The 15,334-nt window shown below is 60.0% G+C and carries 7 protein-coding genes; 2 read left to right on the plus strand and 5 right to left on the minus strand.

Going from position 1 to position 15,334, the window contains the following annotated elements; all coding sequences use genetic code 11:
* Positions 1 to 31 precede the first annotated feature (31 nt).
* Both AC1D2P_RS17095 and AC1D2P_RS17100 read left to right on the plus strand, forming a co-directional pair.
* Positions 32 to 2,809, plus strand: coding sequence for a hybrid sensor histidine kinase/response regulator (locus AC1D2P_RS17095; RefSeq protein ID WP_477811519.1), 2,778 nt, complete (start codon positions 32 to 34; stop codon positions 2,807 to 2,809).
* A gap of 62 nt (positions 2,810 to 2,871) precedes the next feature.
* The gene (locus AC1D2P_RS17100; protein ID WP_046033003.1) at positions 2,872 to 3,468 is read left to right on the plus strand and encodes a MarC family protein; all 597 of its coding nucleotides are present in this window, start codon (positions 2,872 to 2,874) and stop codon (positions 3,466 to 3,468) included.
* 50 nt (positions 3,469 to 3,518) lie between these two features.
* On the opposite strand, the gene AC1D2P_RS17105 is transcribed toward AC1D2P_RS17100, so the two are convergent.
* From AC1D2P_RS17105 to cobG, 5 genes are all read right to left on the minus strand, one after another.
* Complete coding sequence (locus AC1D2P_RS17105; protein WP_477758042.1) at positions 3,519 to 10,637, minus strand: TcdA/TcdB pore-forming domain-containing protein; 7,119 nt, start codon at positions 10,635 to 10,637, stop codon at positions 3,519 to 3,521.
* A 269-nt stretch (positions 10,638 to 10,906) separates the two neighbouring features.
* A complete protein-coding gene (gene cobJ / locus AC1D2P_RS17110) occupies positions 10,907 to 12,610 on the minus strand; it encodes a precorrin-3B C(17)-methyltransferase (protein ID WP_477758041.1) in 1,704 nt (567 codons plus the stop codon).
* On the minus strand, positions 12,610 to 13,341 hold the full coding sequence (locus AC1D2P_RS17115; protein WP_046033006.1) for a precorrin-2 C(20)-methyltransferase: 732 nt from the start codon (positions 13,339 to 13,341) through the stop codon (positions 12,610 to 12,612). The genes cobJ and AC1D2P_RS17115 overlap by 1 nt, the downstream gene beginning before the upstream one ends.
* Positions 13,341 to 13,967, minus strand: a complete 627-nt coding sequence (locus AC1D2P_RS17120; protein WP_046033007.1) for a precorrin-8X methylmutase — start codon at positions 13,965 to 13,967, stop codon at positions 13,341 to 13,343. The genes AC1D2P_RS17115 and AC1D2P_RS17120 overlap by 1 nt, the downstream gene beginning before the upstream one ends.
* On the minus strand, positions 13,960 to 15,267 hold the full coding sequence (gene cobG, locus AC1D2P_RS17125) for a precorrin-3B synthase (RefSeq protein ID WP_477758040.1): 1,308 nt from the start codon (positions 15,265 to 15,267) through the stop codon (positions 13,960 to 13,962). Before cobG ends, AC1D2P_RS17120 begins: the two co-directional genes overlap by 8 nt.
* Positions 15,268 to 15,334: the final 67 nt, after the last annotated feature.

Consider the following 15,334-nt stretch of genomic DNA (forward strand, 5'->3'; position numbering starts at 1 on the left):
ATCTGGCATCAACCTACGAAGGGATTTCGCCGTGCGCTGGCTCAGGATTGCCATAAGTCTTACCGTCACGCTGCTGACCCTGCTCTGCATGCTCCCGGCCCAGGCCGCGCAAGGCAGTGGTTGGGCGGTATTGCTCGACGAACAGGGCGACCTGCAGCTTAGCGACATCCGTTCCGCTCGCTACACCAATCAATTCAGTCCCATCGAACTCGAGCGCCTCACGGCGGCCGAGCCCGATGGTGCGTTGTGGCTGCGTTTCAGGCTGGCCCCCGGCAAGCATGAACAATTGCTGCGGTTGTTCGCCCCCGATCTGTCGGCACTCAATCTGTATGTACTCGACGGCGACAAGCTGATCGATCAATTGAACACCGGCACCAGGCAACCCCAGGCTAATCGCCCCCTGCCCAACAGCGACTTCATGTTGCCGCTGCCGMAAAGTGACAACACCCTCGACGTCTACCTGCGGCTGGTCTCTGAACACCAGTTACGACCTTATATCACCCTGCAATCGGCGGTCATGACCGCGGCCGATCAGAACCAGACGTTGATCTACGGCCTGCTGTTCGGCTGCATCAGCATGCTGATCCTGCACAACTTCGTCCGCTACGCCTACACACGCTCGCGCAGCAGCCTTTGGCTGGCCTGGTGTGAAGGGTTGTTGATGCTCAGCCTGCTGTTGCTGCTGAACCTGGCCGGCCCATGGTTACCCGACTGGCACGCCATCCAGACGCCGGGCGCCTACCTCGCGTTACTGCTGACCGCGCCGAGCGGCCTGATGTTCGCCTACCGCTTCTTTACCCCGCTCGGCCCGCACCCGCTGAACAAATTGTTGCTGGCGGACATTCTGTTCATTGTCGTCTGCGGCTTGTTGCTGTTGTTCGTCAACACACTGCCGCTGAACATCATCACCTACGTCTTGGTGGCTCTGGCCGGCTTGAGCATGTTGTTCGTCAGCGCCTATCACTGGCAAAAAGGTTATCGYCCGGCACGCTTTTTCGTCGCGGCCATGGTGGTGTTCAACATTGGCGCACTGGTCATCCTGCCCGCGCTGCTGGGACTGACTCAGCTCGCACCGCAAGATCTGATCATCACCCTGTTGGTGGTTATCTGTATCAGCGGCCTGCTGATGAGCATCGCCCTGAGTGAACGTCAGCGCCGCATCACCGAAGACCGCTTCAGCGTCAGCCGTGACCTGGCCGCCAGCAACGCCGAAATCAATGCAAAAGCCGAGTTCCTGGCGAAAATCAGCCATGAAATCCGCACCCCCATGAACGGTGTACTGGGCATGACCGAACTGTTGTTGGGCACGCCCCTGTCGGTCAAGCAACGCGACTATGTGCAAACCATCCACAGCGCCGGCAATGAGCTGCTGACCTTGATCAACGAGATACTCGACATCTCCAAGCTCGAGTCAGGGCAGATCGAACTGGACGACGTGCAGTTCGACCTCAACGCCTTGATCGAAGACTGCATGAGTATCTTCCGCGCCAAGGCCGAGCAGCAGAATGTCGAGCTGATCAGCTTTATCCAGCCGCAAGTACCGCGCGTCATCAGTGGCGACCCTACACGCCTGCGTCAGACCCTGCTGAGCCTGCTGGAAAACGCGCTGAAGAAAACCGACGAAGGCGAAATCCTGATCGTTGTCGCCCTCGATGAACGCAGTGCAAAACCGCGACTGCGCATTGCGGTGCAGGACAGCGGTGTGCCGATGGAGGCAGAAGAGCGCGATGCCCTGATGCACGCCGAACTGCACAGCAAGCACTTCCTTTCGGCAACGAGTCTGGGCGGCAATTTGGGGCTGGTGATCGCCCGTCAACTGATCCGCCTGATGCAGGGCGAGTTCGGCATCAAGACCGGCGCCAACCAGGGCAGCACCTTGTGGCTGACGCTGCCCCTGGACCCGGACCGGCTTGAACACCCGACCTCTGACCTCGACGGACCGCTGCAAGGCGCGCGCGTGCTGGTGGTGGACGATAACGACACTTGCCGCAAGGTGCTGGTGCAGCAATGCAGTGCCTGGGGCCTGAACGTCAGCGCCGTGCCGTCCGGCAAGGAAGCCCTGGCACTACTGCGCACCAAGGCTCACTTGCGCGATTACTTCGACGTGGTCCTGCTGGACCAGAACATGCCTGGCATGACCGGCATGCAACTGGCGGCCAAGATCAAGGAAGACCCGAGCCTCAATCACGACATTCTGCTGATCATGCTGACCGGCATCAGCAATGCACCGAGCAAGATCATTGCACGCAACAGCGGGATCAAACGCATCCTCGCCAAGCCCGTGGCCGGCTATACCCTCAAGACCACCCTCGCGGACGAACTGAGTCAGYGCAACAAAGGCCCGGCCGCTTCGCATCACCTGTCGCCCGGCTCGGCGCTTCCGGTCAAGGTTCCGAGCGATTTCCGCATCCTGGTGGCCGAGGACAACACGATCTCGACCAAGGTAATTCGCGGCATGCTCGGCAAGCTCAACCTGCAACCAGACACCGCCAGCAATGGTGAAGAGGCGTTGCAGGCGATGAAAGCCCAACGCTACGACCTGGTGTTGATGGACTGCGAAATGCCGATTCTCGATGGTTTCTCTGCCACCCAGCAACTACGCGCCTGGGAAGTCGGCAATCAACGCACACGCACCCCCGTGGTGGCATTGACCGCGCATATCCTCGCCGAGCACAAAGAGCGTGCGCGCCAGGCCGGTATGGACGGGCATATGGCCAAGCCGGTCGAACTGTCGCAGTTGCGTGACCTGATCGAGCATTGGGTTGCCCAGCGTGATCAGCAGAATCGGGCAACAGTCCAGCCTTCCTGAGCCGACAGACTGCGCATCGCCTGATAGACTCCCTCGACGTCCCTAGCCAGTGAGCTCGCACCATGCTCCAAGAGTTATTCAGCGTTTACCTGAAGATGCTGGTGCTCTACAGCCCATTCTTCGTGTTGTCCTGCTTCATCAGCTTGACTCGCGGTTACTCGCGCAAAGAACAACGACGCCTGGCCTGGAAAGTGGCCATCGCCACGCTGGTGTCGAGCGTCTTGCTGTACTTGTTCGGGCGGGTGATTTTCACTGTGTTCGGCATCACCGTGGACGCGTTCCGCATCGGTGCCGGCAGCGTGTTGTTCATTTCGGCGCTGGGCATGGCCCAAGGCAAGTCGGCGGTGCAAACCGACAACGTGCAGCAGGACGTGACCATCGTCCCGCTGACCATTCCCCTGACAGTCGGCCCCGGTACCATCGGTGCATTGCTGGTGATGGGCATCGGCCAGCCGCATTGGGACGACAAACTCACGGCGATTCTCAGTATTGCCCTGGCCAGTTTCACCGTGGGCGTCGTGCTTTATCTGTCCAACCACATCGAGAGGATTCTTGGCGATCAGGGGTTGCAGATCGTCAGCCGGCTAATGGGGTTGTTCGTCTGCGCACTGGCCGCGCAAATCATCTTTACCGGGGTGAAGGGCTACCTGGTGCCCTGACCTTCAAGGCCGCAGAGTCGAAAAAACCTGCGGCCTTGTGTCAACCGGACTCAGCTCAACCCGTTGCCCGAAACCTCCTCTGCGGTCGGCAGATCGATTCGCTGATCCGGTACAACCTCGCTCAACAAGACGTTGTCCTCGTTACCGAGCTTGATCAGCAACGCTTTCACCAACGCGGACACGGCAAAGGATCGATACCCTTCTACGGCCAGGAACACTTCGCCCTGCAAGGTGACGTCCGCCGAGAACACGTCGCGAAAGATCAGGCTGTGCCCACAGTCGGGATCGACAATGACCAAGTGTTCCTGAACCTTGCTCAGCGTCAGTTTCTCCGTGTTGTCCAGCGCCCAGATCAACTTGCCGGGAATTGACGCCTCACGTCCCGGTAGTGCCCGGCAATCGACAACGACCGACTCCAACCTGAACCACACAGCCTTCGACAAGCAGTAAGTAACGGCCCCCTGGCCCAGTCGAAGGACCAACGTGTGCACGTCGTCGGGAATCAACGGCATCAGGTCACTGACGGTCATCTGCCCTTCGAGGGTCAGCACTTCAGCATTGCGCTGAACATAACGCACGGGGCCGGCCTGCTCCTTGCCCGGGTAGGTATGCAGCAGCCCGTCCTTGCGCTCATGAAGCAACACATTGATTTGCTGCTGTGTCCCCAACAGTTCGAAGTCGTCGGTATTCGAAGCTTTCGAAACCCGAATCAATCGGCCGGTTTCAGACACATACCATTGCAGGCTGTCGGGTGCCTCAACCGCAAGGAACGCCGCGTGCCGGTGGTTTTCGACCAGCCTCTTGAGACCGTCTTGCAACGGCGCGGTCTGAACAGCCACCCATTGGCTATCAACGCCCGTGATCAACACCGACTCCTGATAGCGCAACTCCACGTTGATCCCTTCAAGCGTCGTAGCGCGAAGTCCTGCGCCTGCTGCTGTTACTTCGGCAAACCGCCAGGGCCCCCACTCTCGCACCGGTGCCGGTATCACGCCGGCCTGCAACAATTGCAAATCCTGGCCAAATGCACTGTCGAGTTGCACAGGATCGATAAAGCCCTGACGGTAAATTTCACCGGTGGACAGCGCCAGCAACCAGGCTGCGCTGCTGTCCGGCGTAACGCTCAGCAAGCGTACTTCCTCGCCACGTCCCAGATCGGATAACAGCAGCCGATCGTTCACGTACCAGGCGCTTAACCGGGCATGGTCGTGCAAGTGGCTCAAGCCCACGATGGCAAAACTCGCGACGGGGTATTGGTCGGCCACGCTGTCCAGCGCCAGCCACCAACGTGCTCGATCCTTGAGCCAGTCATCGGTCACCCCACCCAACTGCAGGCGACCGTCGGTAGTCACATTGAAAAACAGACCTTTATCTGTCAGCGCCAGATATTCCTCTTCAATGGCAACCACATTCACCAGCCCTTCGGGTTCAATCTGTTCAACAGACCAGGCCCCGTTGATTCGTTGCTGGCGTGACAGATGCCCGGCAGCCTTGTCGTAGACGACGAACACATCCCCCTCATTATTCGTGGGCGGGACAAGCGTGAGCTCTTTGAGATTTTTGATGGAATCCGGCCAGCCTCGCTCCCGGTGTCGCGGCGCGGCAGGGCGGACAATCAGGCGGTCACTGCGGCGAATCCAGGCCAGGTCGCGCAGCGTCGAATCCACCTTCCAGCAAATCGAGACGTACGCCGCTGGCTGCCAGTCGACAGTGGTTACCACACCGTTTGCCGGCACAGGCGCAAACACAACATGCCCTCCCAATACCTGAGCCCAGTCGCCGAGTGTCTCGCACTTGCTCACGACCGCTGCCAGCGTCGGGTCCAGGTCGCGCGTCATCGAACTCAAGAACAGTTCGCCGTCATGCAGCTGGTAGACAAACTCATCCACCGTCCGGTCTATACGAGTGACCGTCTGCACGATAGTGATTACCCCATGTGTCGCTTCCTGGCAGTGGGTAATGAGGCTATCGGCAGCCTCGGCGAGCAACAGCCGGTAACGTCGGTGGAGCAGGCCAGTCACTGCGTTGACTTGCCAGACAAGGTAATTCAGCGGGTGATAGAAATACGCATACCCATCGACCACCGCGCCCAATAATGCCCCATCGGCCTCCCCCGGATCATCATCACGAAAATACAGAAAGCGATCGACAGCCGAGTCATACCAGGCGGTCGTAAACCTGGGTTCATCGGGTTTTTCGAACGGGACCGGAAACTGATGTACCGGCGTGTAGGGCATGCCCAGGCGATGCGCTCGGGCCAACGTCTTGAAGTGATCCTGCAATGCCTGGGCATCCATGCCCGGGGTCGCGTCCTGCTCGATAACCATCAACGTCAACTGGGTGAAGTCGACCTTGAACACTTGATCCTTGCCGATTTTTATCAGGACTTCATTGCGTCCCCTGCCGCTCAACTCAACGTTGATTGAACCAATAAAGAGTTCGCCAAAACGCTCCACTCGAACATCGCTTTCCTTCGCCCACGAGGCTTGCAGCAACCAACGCGAGGCCTCCTGGCTCGGCGACTCCAGTTCGATCTTCACCCCGGGATTGAGCACCAGCGAGCAGTTCGCCCCTGCGCCTTCGATTTTATAAGTGATCTTGTCGTGCCACGATGTCGGCAGCGCAGGCACCACCAGCGTGCGTGCGATTGCGTCCAGCCGAACATTGATCATCGTGGGCTGATAGACCGGGCTCAGGCGATAGACAATGTAGTCACCGGGAAACGAATAGAACGAGAACAGAAACAGACGCGTGCCATCCGGTGTCCTCTTCTCGAGGCGACGCGCCGTATCAAACCCGACGCTGTGGCGCAGTGTCGAAAAGGGCAGCCATTTGTATTCATAGCCGTAAACCGTTTTAGGCGTGCACGGCAGCACGATGGCCTGACCCGCAGCGGGTGCAAACGCGGCGCGCCCTGGCAAACCGAGTTCACGACGAATATCAATCGTTCGCTCGTAATCCACATCAAAGTCAGGGACCCCGAAATGATCACGCAGGGGGAACAGTTCAGGGCTGCCGAACGCCAGGGTGCGGGCCTTCAGGTCCAACGTCTGGAAGACCAGGGCCGATTGAGGCAGCCACGCGCTGGCGGCCTCATCGAACCGATAACCGCCTTCGCGATGCGCACGTTCCAACCCGTCAAAAAACAATCCGACTTGTTTGACCTCTTCGGCAATCACGGCAAAACCTTGTGCGAGCGCTGCCGCACCAATCGCCAGGCCACCCAGAATCACACCGGCACCACCCAGCACCGCGGCCGCTGTACTCGCCCCCACCACCCCGGCACCAATTCCGGCCCCTGCCAGCATTACGCTGGCGGAATCGAATGCCAGTTGAGTACCGTATTGCGCGCGCTCGACGTCGTTTTCGGCCGTGGATAACTGATAGATATCGAAACCTGCGTTGGCCAGGCCCAACACCGCACCCACGCCTTCATTGGCGACATGGCCCAAGGCCTCGCTCACCACCGGCGCACAGGTTTGAGCGATCACCTTCTCTTCAGCCAGCGCTTGTCGCACCAGTTTGACCAGCCCAAGAACATCGACCGCATTGCCATGTACCAACTGCGCGTAATTGACGTAAGCGTGCAACCGAACGGCCATCGTCAACGGTTTTCCAGCACCTTCCTGGTTGCGCAACGCGTTCATCAGCGCCTGGATGGTGAACCCTGCGTTCAAGGTATGGACGCTGCCGGCGCCCGTCGGGTCCAGCTCATTGACCGGCGCCCGGGGTTTTGTCGCCAGCGTCGAGAATTGCTCTGACAAATAGGTTTTGATGCGCAGCAAGCGCTGATCGTTAGTGATGACTTGTACCAGGTGCTCGGGCTTTTCGGGATCGATCAGGCTCAAGCGATACTCGCCGACCGGGGTAATTTCCAACGTCTCGAATAACGGGACAAGCCTCTGCGCCAGCTGATTTTTTTCCAGAAGCTCAGTGGTCGCCTCGCGTATCTGCTGGCTCCAGCCATAGCTGTCGAGTTCCAACAGACTGCTGCCCAGACGCGGATTACTCATCAGCGAGTCGCCGTGAGCACTGGCCAGGCGCTGCCTGAGTGCAGGCAATGTCTGCTCCTTCAACGGGCCGGGTTGCAGCAATTCCGACACACGAATACCGGAAGGCAACGCCGTTTCGGACAGGCGTGTACCGTCCACCTCGATCAGGTCAAACGTTGGCCGCAAGGCGTCGCCATAGGCGGCGTACTGTTTGGCCATTTCATGTTCCAGAAAGAACTGCTCCAACGCTTCGCGAAACAGCAGTGGTTGCTCAAACTCGAACACACCGAAGTTCGGATCGTAGAAGTGATAGAGGCCGCGCTCGCCGACAAAGGTTTTCGCCACCAGCATCGAGTGGTTATTGGAGTTGAGCATCAAGGTGCTGGTGGACGTCTTGGTTTCCAGTAGCGCCACCACCTGCGCCACGTCAGAACGAGCGAGGGAGGTACCCACCTCGTTGAGTTGCACGCCGCGCATTTCTTCCACCGCGTTCAGAAAGACCGCGGAGTCGTTTTCCTTTGGATCAATGACCCCAAGGTAGAAACGTTCGCGCAGGGTATTGGCGGCGGCAGGGCTGTGTACCAGCGCCGCGGCCATCGCCAGTGCCAATGGATAACAACGGCCACCCACCCGCTCACCGGCCCCCTGTAACAACAAATCCTGTGGCACCAGTTTCGTCGTACCCGCCTGGAAACTTTCCAGAACAATCCCCACTCGCTCGACAACCCGGTCACGAAATTCAAGCTTCGCGACCTCTTGGATTCGGGCGACGTTCTGCCCCCATTGGCGCAAGGTCAACGGTTGCGCGAGGGCATTTTTCTTGAGTTCCAGTGCGTGCTCAAAGAACGCTGGCGGTTCGCCGGGAGCGCTATTCATTCCCGCCAGGAAGGCCGGCGAATTGTGTTTGAAGAGTTGACGCTCAATGGCCGCATAACGTCCCGAAACGCCCAGTTCGCGAACGGTGTTGGCCAGGTTATCGAGTTCGGCACTCAGCGCCTCGAAGCTACGGTTATCCAGTGCCTTGGCGCCCAATAAAGCACCGAGCAAGAGTCGCTGCGCGGGGCTCAATTGCGCCGTCAGGAGCGAGCCGCTGGCAATGGCGGTCAAGGCTTCATCGATGGATAAACGTTGCGTCTTTGTGTCGCTCAGCGAAGCCGGAGGCAGCGCTTTTCCGTCCTGGGCGATGATCGATTGCCGGTCATCAAAGCTCAACGGCACGGCCTTTTCAAACGTCAGCTCATCGCTGCGCTGTTCATTCATCGCCTGCAGAAACGGCTCACCCAGTTCATCAGCCAAGCGCTGTAACAGGTCGGTCGACAACACATGGCGCCCCTCGATGACCGGCCAGCCTTCCTCGAAATCAATGGTCTGGTACTTGAGCAGTTCCCCCATGTCACCCATGAAACGGTTTTTGAATCGCCCCTCCTGCCAGCGCTTTTGCTCACTGGCGAGCCATTGGGAGGTGTCACTCGTGTTCTCTTTCCAGGAGTGATCCAGCTCCTCCTCGGTCGACCGGTTGACGGTCGCGATGGGGGCAATGGCAACGTCGCCTCGCCAGGCTACAGCCGCCTGTGGGGTGAAGTGCATTCTGACGTAGGCGGTGACCGCATCACGTATCGCAGCCGGCCCGGTCAGGTAGATCGTCACTTCGCTCTGGGGGCGAATCCCGTCGCTGTAATAGGTGGCGGCTGCTTCTGTCAGAAAAGCGAGCGACAACTCTTCTTCCATCGGAAGTTCGCCCAAGGAACCGAATCTGTTCTCGACGACCTCTCGCGCAACACCGCTCATGGCCTCGGCGTCGATAAACGCTACCTTTCTCTGCAAGGCCAACCGGGTCGTGGCATCGACTATTTCATAGTTGAGCCTGAAACGTTCGATCACGGCGCTCAGCATCGCCGACCCGGGATGAGCCATGATGAATGCATTACTCAAACTGCTTTGTTCGGCGACGGCTCGCAGTCCGTCCGGACGCACCAGACGCTCTGCCGGCGGGCGAAAAACGCTGTTCAACGCCGGATGACTTTTGGCAAAACGTTCCAGCGCCGGAAGATGCTCCTCGGGAATCACCTGGGCATAGTTTGTGTACCTGCTACGCAGCGCCTGGCGACCCGGCATCCATTCGGGATTGTGATCCAGCAACAATTGCAGGACGCCCAGACGCGCATCGGGGGCAAATTGGCTGATGTCCACCTCGCCCAGGATGTTCGGAAGAGGCGGCAGGTTATCGACATCCGCGTAACTGCCTCCTTCAGCCATCAAGGCCTCGACGCGGACCACATCGGAAGCCGCGGCAAAGTTGCCGCGCAGGCTGATCTCTCGATCGTAGATAGCCTGCAAGCGCAGCGGTGTGGCCTTGCTGGCCAGGTCACGAAGTTCAAGAGCACCCTCGACCAGTGCCGAAAGACTCTCACTGTTTTTGACCTTCAAGGCTTTCAAGTGCGCTTCGTGCTGCCCATAAGCGCGGACCAGCAGATCAATGCGAGCATCGTCGGCTTTCTCGCCGCGACTTACAGCGTTGGTGATATGCGCGCTCATCTGTTGCTTGAGGACAATCGCTCGCTCTTCGTACTTGTCACCCAGTTCAAGCGCGGTCTCGCTGGTCGCCCCACCCTTAATCATCGCATCAGCCTTGGCGGCCTCGACAATAATCCGGTTGGTCTCGTAGGCCAGCAACGCGTCACTGTCATACCAGAGTTTGAGGTTATAGCCTTCCCCCGCGAGGGCCTGTTTCCAGACATTGATGTAATCGCGCTGAATATCCCCAATGCCACCGCCTAGCCATACAAAGTGCAGGTTTTTCGGCACTTCGGTGGCGGCGACCGTTAATTGTTTAACACTGTTGGACAAACGCGCCTGAAAACTTTCAACGCGGTTGAGAATGTTCGTCAGGGTGGGGGACTGACCTTCACCAGGTTCCGCCGGCACCTTTACTTCCGCCGAACGTCGGCGTCGCCTCGAGGGTTTTGCAAACGACCCCAATGCCTGGATCAGCAGCCCGAGTGGCGCACGCATCCGTGGAAAATCGAGTTGACCAATACAACCGAAGTAATAGCGAAATACCGCGTCGTATTCATCAGTCCCTTTATGATCATGTAATGCCTGTTCAAGATCAGACAACTTGAAAAGATCGATGAAACTTACATACCCATCAGTACGACGCTTATCTTGCTCATGCATAAACACACTTCCTTGTAGAGTAACAATTGACGATTTTATTAAAACGTTAAATCAACACTAACCGAATTGATTTTTCGCCTCAAAAAACAAAACAGACAATTGATTACCAACAAAACATTCAGAAATGCGAAAACCGCAACAACAACCCGCCGCACCGGCAATTAAAAACATTAACTTACAGCCGCACTTTTAATAACAGTGTTGCAAGAGATTGATATTGATTAAACAGCAGCCGATAGAGTGCGGCCTCAGGATGAGGCCGCTGACTGTTATGAAGTTGGCTTGTCGCCATACCAGCGCGGCGTATACACCCACTCGCCACCCTCGGCACGCGGGAACACACAGGTGGTGGAGGAGCCGATCAGCACCATCGTGCGCATGTCCACTTGATCCGGGGTCAATAGCCCCAGCGTGGTGACGCGCAAGGTCTGGCCCGGACGCCCGATGTCTCGTCCCAACACCACCGGCGTTTGCGCGGTGCGGTGTTGCGCGACGATCTCCAGTGCCCGCCCCAACTGCCAGGGACGCGAACGGGAGATCGGGTTGTAGAACGCCAGCGCCAGGTCCGCCTGAGACGCCAGGTCCAGACGTTTCTCGATGATTGCCCAAGGCTTGAGGTTGTCCGACAGGGACATCACGCAGAAGTCGTGCCCCAACGGCGCGCCGGCCTGAGCCGCGGTTGCCAGGGAAGCAGAAACACCCGGAAGGATCTCCAGATCAACGCTGTGCCATGTGGGCTCATTCGATTCGTGTAGCGCTTCGAGCACCGCGGCCGCCATGGCGAACACGCCGGGATCGCCGGACGAGACGACCACCACCGAACGCCCCTGGGCTGCCAGTTCAAACGCATGGCGAGCGCGCTGCATTTCCTCACGGTTATCGGTGCAGTGCAGCACCTGATCGTCGCGAAACCGGCCGGCCATGCGCACGTAGGTTTCATAACCGAGCACATCATTGGCACGCGCCAGTTCGGCCTTGACCGCCGGCACCATCAGTTCGGCGGCGCCAGGGCCCAGGCCGATCACCGCCAGACGACCGCGCGCACGACCGATGCGGGCGGGGTCCAGCGGTTGGCTGGCCACTGCAATAGCAAGACCCAAGTCCGCCGAAACGACGGCAGCGTCCGGCACGCTGTGGCGGGCCAGTTCGCCGACGCTGCCGCTGAACGTCGCAAAACGCAGCGGCACGCCCAGTTCAAGCGCCGCTTCACGCAAGGCCGGGTTGGCCATGTGCCGCTCGCTGGCCACCAGGCACGCCAGCGATTGCACGGCGATGTTCGCCTGATGCAGCGCCGCGCGAATCGCATTCGGCAGCTCCGCCACATCGCCATTCACCGCCACCAGCACGCTGCGCGGGTAGATCAGCAATTCATTAGCCGCAGGCAGGCGCTCGGCACTGCCAACGTGAATCGACAACTGCGCCTGCGGATCCTCGGGCAATTGCGCCTGCGCCAACCATGGCGCCGCGCCTTCGATGCGCACGCTCTGGCCGGCGAGTAAATCCGAGACAAAGCGTTTACCCAGTTCCAGATCACCCAACGCGTAACCACTTGGCGGATTGAGCAGGCAGGTGCCAAAGCGCAATTCACCGCTGGTGGTAATCGCTGCCGCAACGTCGAGACCGTCAGCGATCTCCCGGGCCATGACGTTCACACCACCGAGCCCGCCGAGCAGCGGCACCACGGCGCTGCCGTCTTCGGCCACCGCCAGCACCGGCGGCTCGGCGCCTTTTTCGAGCAACAACGGTGCGAGCGTGCGAATGACAATGCCCGCCGCACACAGGGCGATGATCGGCGTGTCCTGTTGATAGAACTCACGCAAGGTTGCGCCGAACTCGTGATAGACACGGTCTGCGCCTTCAACCCGTTCAGCCAGGCCGTGGATCAATGCGCCGGGGTAAACCTGCTGAATCTTGCGCGCGGTCGCAAGGCTGCCGTTGCCCAGAATGACAATCGCCGGAACGGGACGGGCCATCAGCCTTGCCACCGTTCGCCGGGCACGATAATCAGCGAGAAGTACGGCGAGGACATCGGCTCGACCTCATTGAGCGGCACTATTTTCTGATTGGCCATGGTCGCGCGTTCGACGTACAGCGCGCGGTCTGCCAGACCGAGTTCTTCGAGCACCTGACGGACCTTGGGGAAATTGCGCCCCAGCTTCATGATCACCGCCGCATCGGCATCGGCCAGCCGACGCTTGAGGTCGTCGTGAGGCAGCACACCGGACAGCACCGACAAACTCTGATTGCGGTACACCAGCGGCGCGCCCAGCACCGAAGCGCCGCCGAGCATCGAGCAGACACCCGGCACGACTTCGGCTTCATAGCGCTCGGCCAGTCGATCGTGCAGGTACATGTAAGAGCCGTAGAAGAACGGATCACCTTCGCAGATCACCGCGACGTCACGGCCCGCGTCCAGATGCGCGGCGAGTTCTTCGCCGGCCGCATCATAGAAATCGCTGATCACTTGCTCATAGGACAGCGGTGCCGGCAATGCCTCGGTGGTTACCGGGTACACCAACGGCAGCAGCGTTTGTGCGTCTTGCAGATGCGCTTCGATGATGCCGAAGGCATTGCCCTTTTTGCCCTTGGCGACGAAGTACGCCACCACCGGGGATTCGCGCAACAGGCGCAGGGCTTTGACGGTAATCAACTCCGGATCACCGGGGCCGACGCCCAGGCCAATCAAGCGTCCAGGTTGCTGCATCATTCGATCTCCGTGGCGAGGGCATTAACAGCGGCGGCGGCCATGGCACTGCCACCCAGTCGGCCTTGCATGATGACAAACGGCACGCCGCGACTGTCGGCGGCGAGCGCAGCCTTGGATTCGGCGGCGCCGACGAAGCCCACCGGGAAGCCGAGGATCAGGGCCGGTTTTGGCGCGCCGGCGTCGAGCATTTCCAGCAGATAGAACAGCGCGGTCGGCGCATTGCCGATGACCACGACGCTGCCTTCCAGGTGCGGGCGCCACAGTTCCAGCGCGGCGGCGGAGCGGGTGTTGCCCAACTCGCGGGCAAGCTCTGGAACGCTGTCGTCGCGCAGTGTGCAAATCACCTGATTGTTGGCTGGCAGGCGCGCGCGGGTCACGCCTTCGCTGACCATCCGCGCGTCGCACAGAATCGGCGCACCGGCCGCCAGCGCATCGCGCCCGGCCTTGCCCGCGCCTTCGGAAAACTGCAAGCCGTCGATGGCATCGACCATGCCGCAGGCGTGGATCACGCGCACCGCGAGTTTCTCCAGGTCGGCAGGGATTCGTGCCAGGTTGGCCTCGGCGCGAATGATCGCGAAGGAGTTGCGATAGATCTCCTGACCGTCGCGTATGTAATCAAGCATCCAGGGGGCTCCGTGAGCGGTCGTCGAGCAAGGCTGCGACCGCTTCAATAGTAAGACTGCGGGCGTGCAGCGCGCCGAAACCGGGCTGTGCTGCATCGCGAAAATAGAGGTCGTAGCGACCGGCAGAAACCGCCAGCAAGGTGATCGGCGCCCGGTGCGCCGCCGCGCAGGAACGCGTGCAACCGGACAGATGAACGTTCAACGCATGCCCGTGACGTTGCAGCAGCGCCGCCAGTTGCCGGGCATCGCCCTTGGTGTCGGCCAGGCCTTTGCCGCACCCGGTCGAACCGGTGCAGGCAATCAGTCGGGCCAAGGCATCATCGGCCGAGCATTGCAGGCCCAGTTGTTCAAGACTGTGGATAACGTACGGCGCATCGACGCGCTGGACAGCGGGCAGCAACAGGCTTTGCCACGGGGTAAAGCGCACGCTGCCATCGCCCTTCTCCCGAGCCAGTCGGGCGACGCCCCGGAGCATGGCGGGGTCGAGGCGTCCCAGCGGCGGTACGGCGCCGACATACACCTGCCCGGCGTCACGCTGCGGATGAGCGCCGATGTGCAGGATGCCGGCACTCGCGTCGCGCTGCCAATCGGTGACGGGCATCAGCGGAACGCGTTCGGCCAGATAAGCGAGAAACTCGTCGAGCGGACATTCGGCCAGCAAATGACGCATGCGCGTCTGATCCGGGCGCGCCCGCTCCAGAAACACTTCAAGCACCGCAACGACCAGCGCATGGCCCTGATCCAGCGCCACCGAACTGACGGGCACGTCTGTCTGGCAACCGGCCAGACCAAACGCCCAGCGCTGTTCGCCGTTCCACTCGACCGCAGAAAGCCACAGGTCATGCGGATGTTCGAGCATGGCCAAGGCTTCGCCGCCATCGAGTTGCACGGCGAATTTGGCGCTGAGGTCATGGAAGGGTTCGTGGTTTTGCAGGGAGGCGAGAATCTGCCCGGCCAACGGACGTGTGTCGATCAACATGTGCTGATCGATCCCGGCGCTCGGGCTGAGCATCAGGTTGCGCACATCATCGCCAGCGACAGTGCTCGGGCCCAGCCCGGCCGCCATCAGGCTGTCGATCAACGCCCCGTGCTGCGTACCGATCCCGCGAATTTGCAGGTTGGCGCGGTTGGTCGCCTCGATCACACCGCCAGCAAAGCGCTCGGCTGCACAAGCCACCGCCTCAGCCTGAGCGGCACTGATCGAACCGCCATTCAATTTGATCCGGCAGATACCGCCATCCAATGCCTGAACGATACGTAGCAACCCCGGGCAAGCCGAGGGGCGTAAGGCAGTGGACATCGGACGTTCGTTCAAAGGGGCGACCGGCTCTGTGGGAAAGGCGCTTCGCGGGCGAAGGCGCGGTATT

This window comes from Pseudomonas sp. P1_F1_2, from assembly GCF_056405815.1.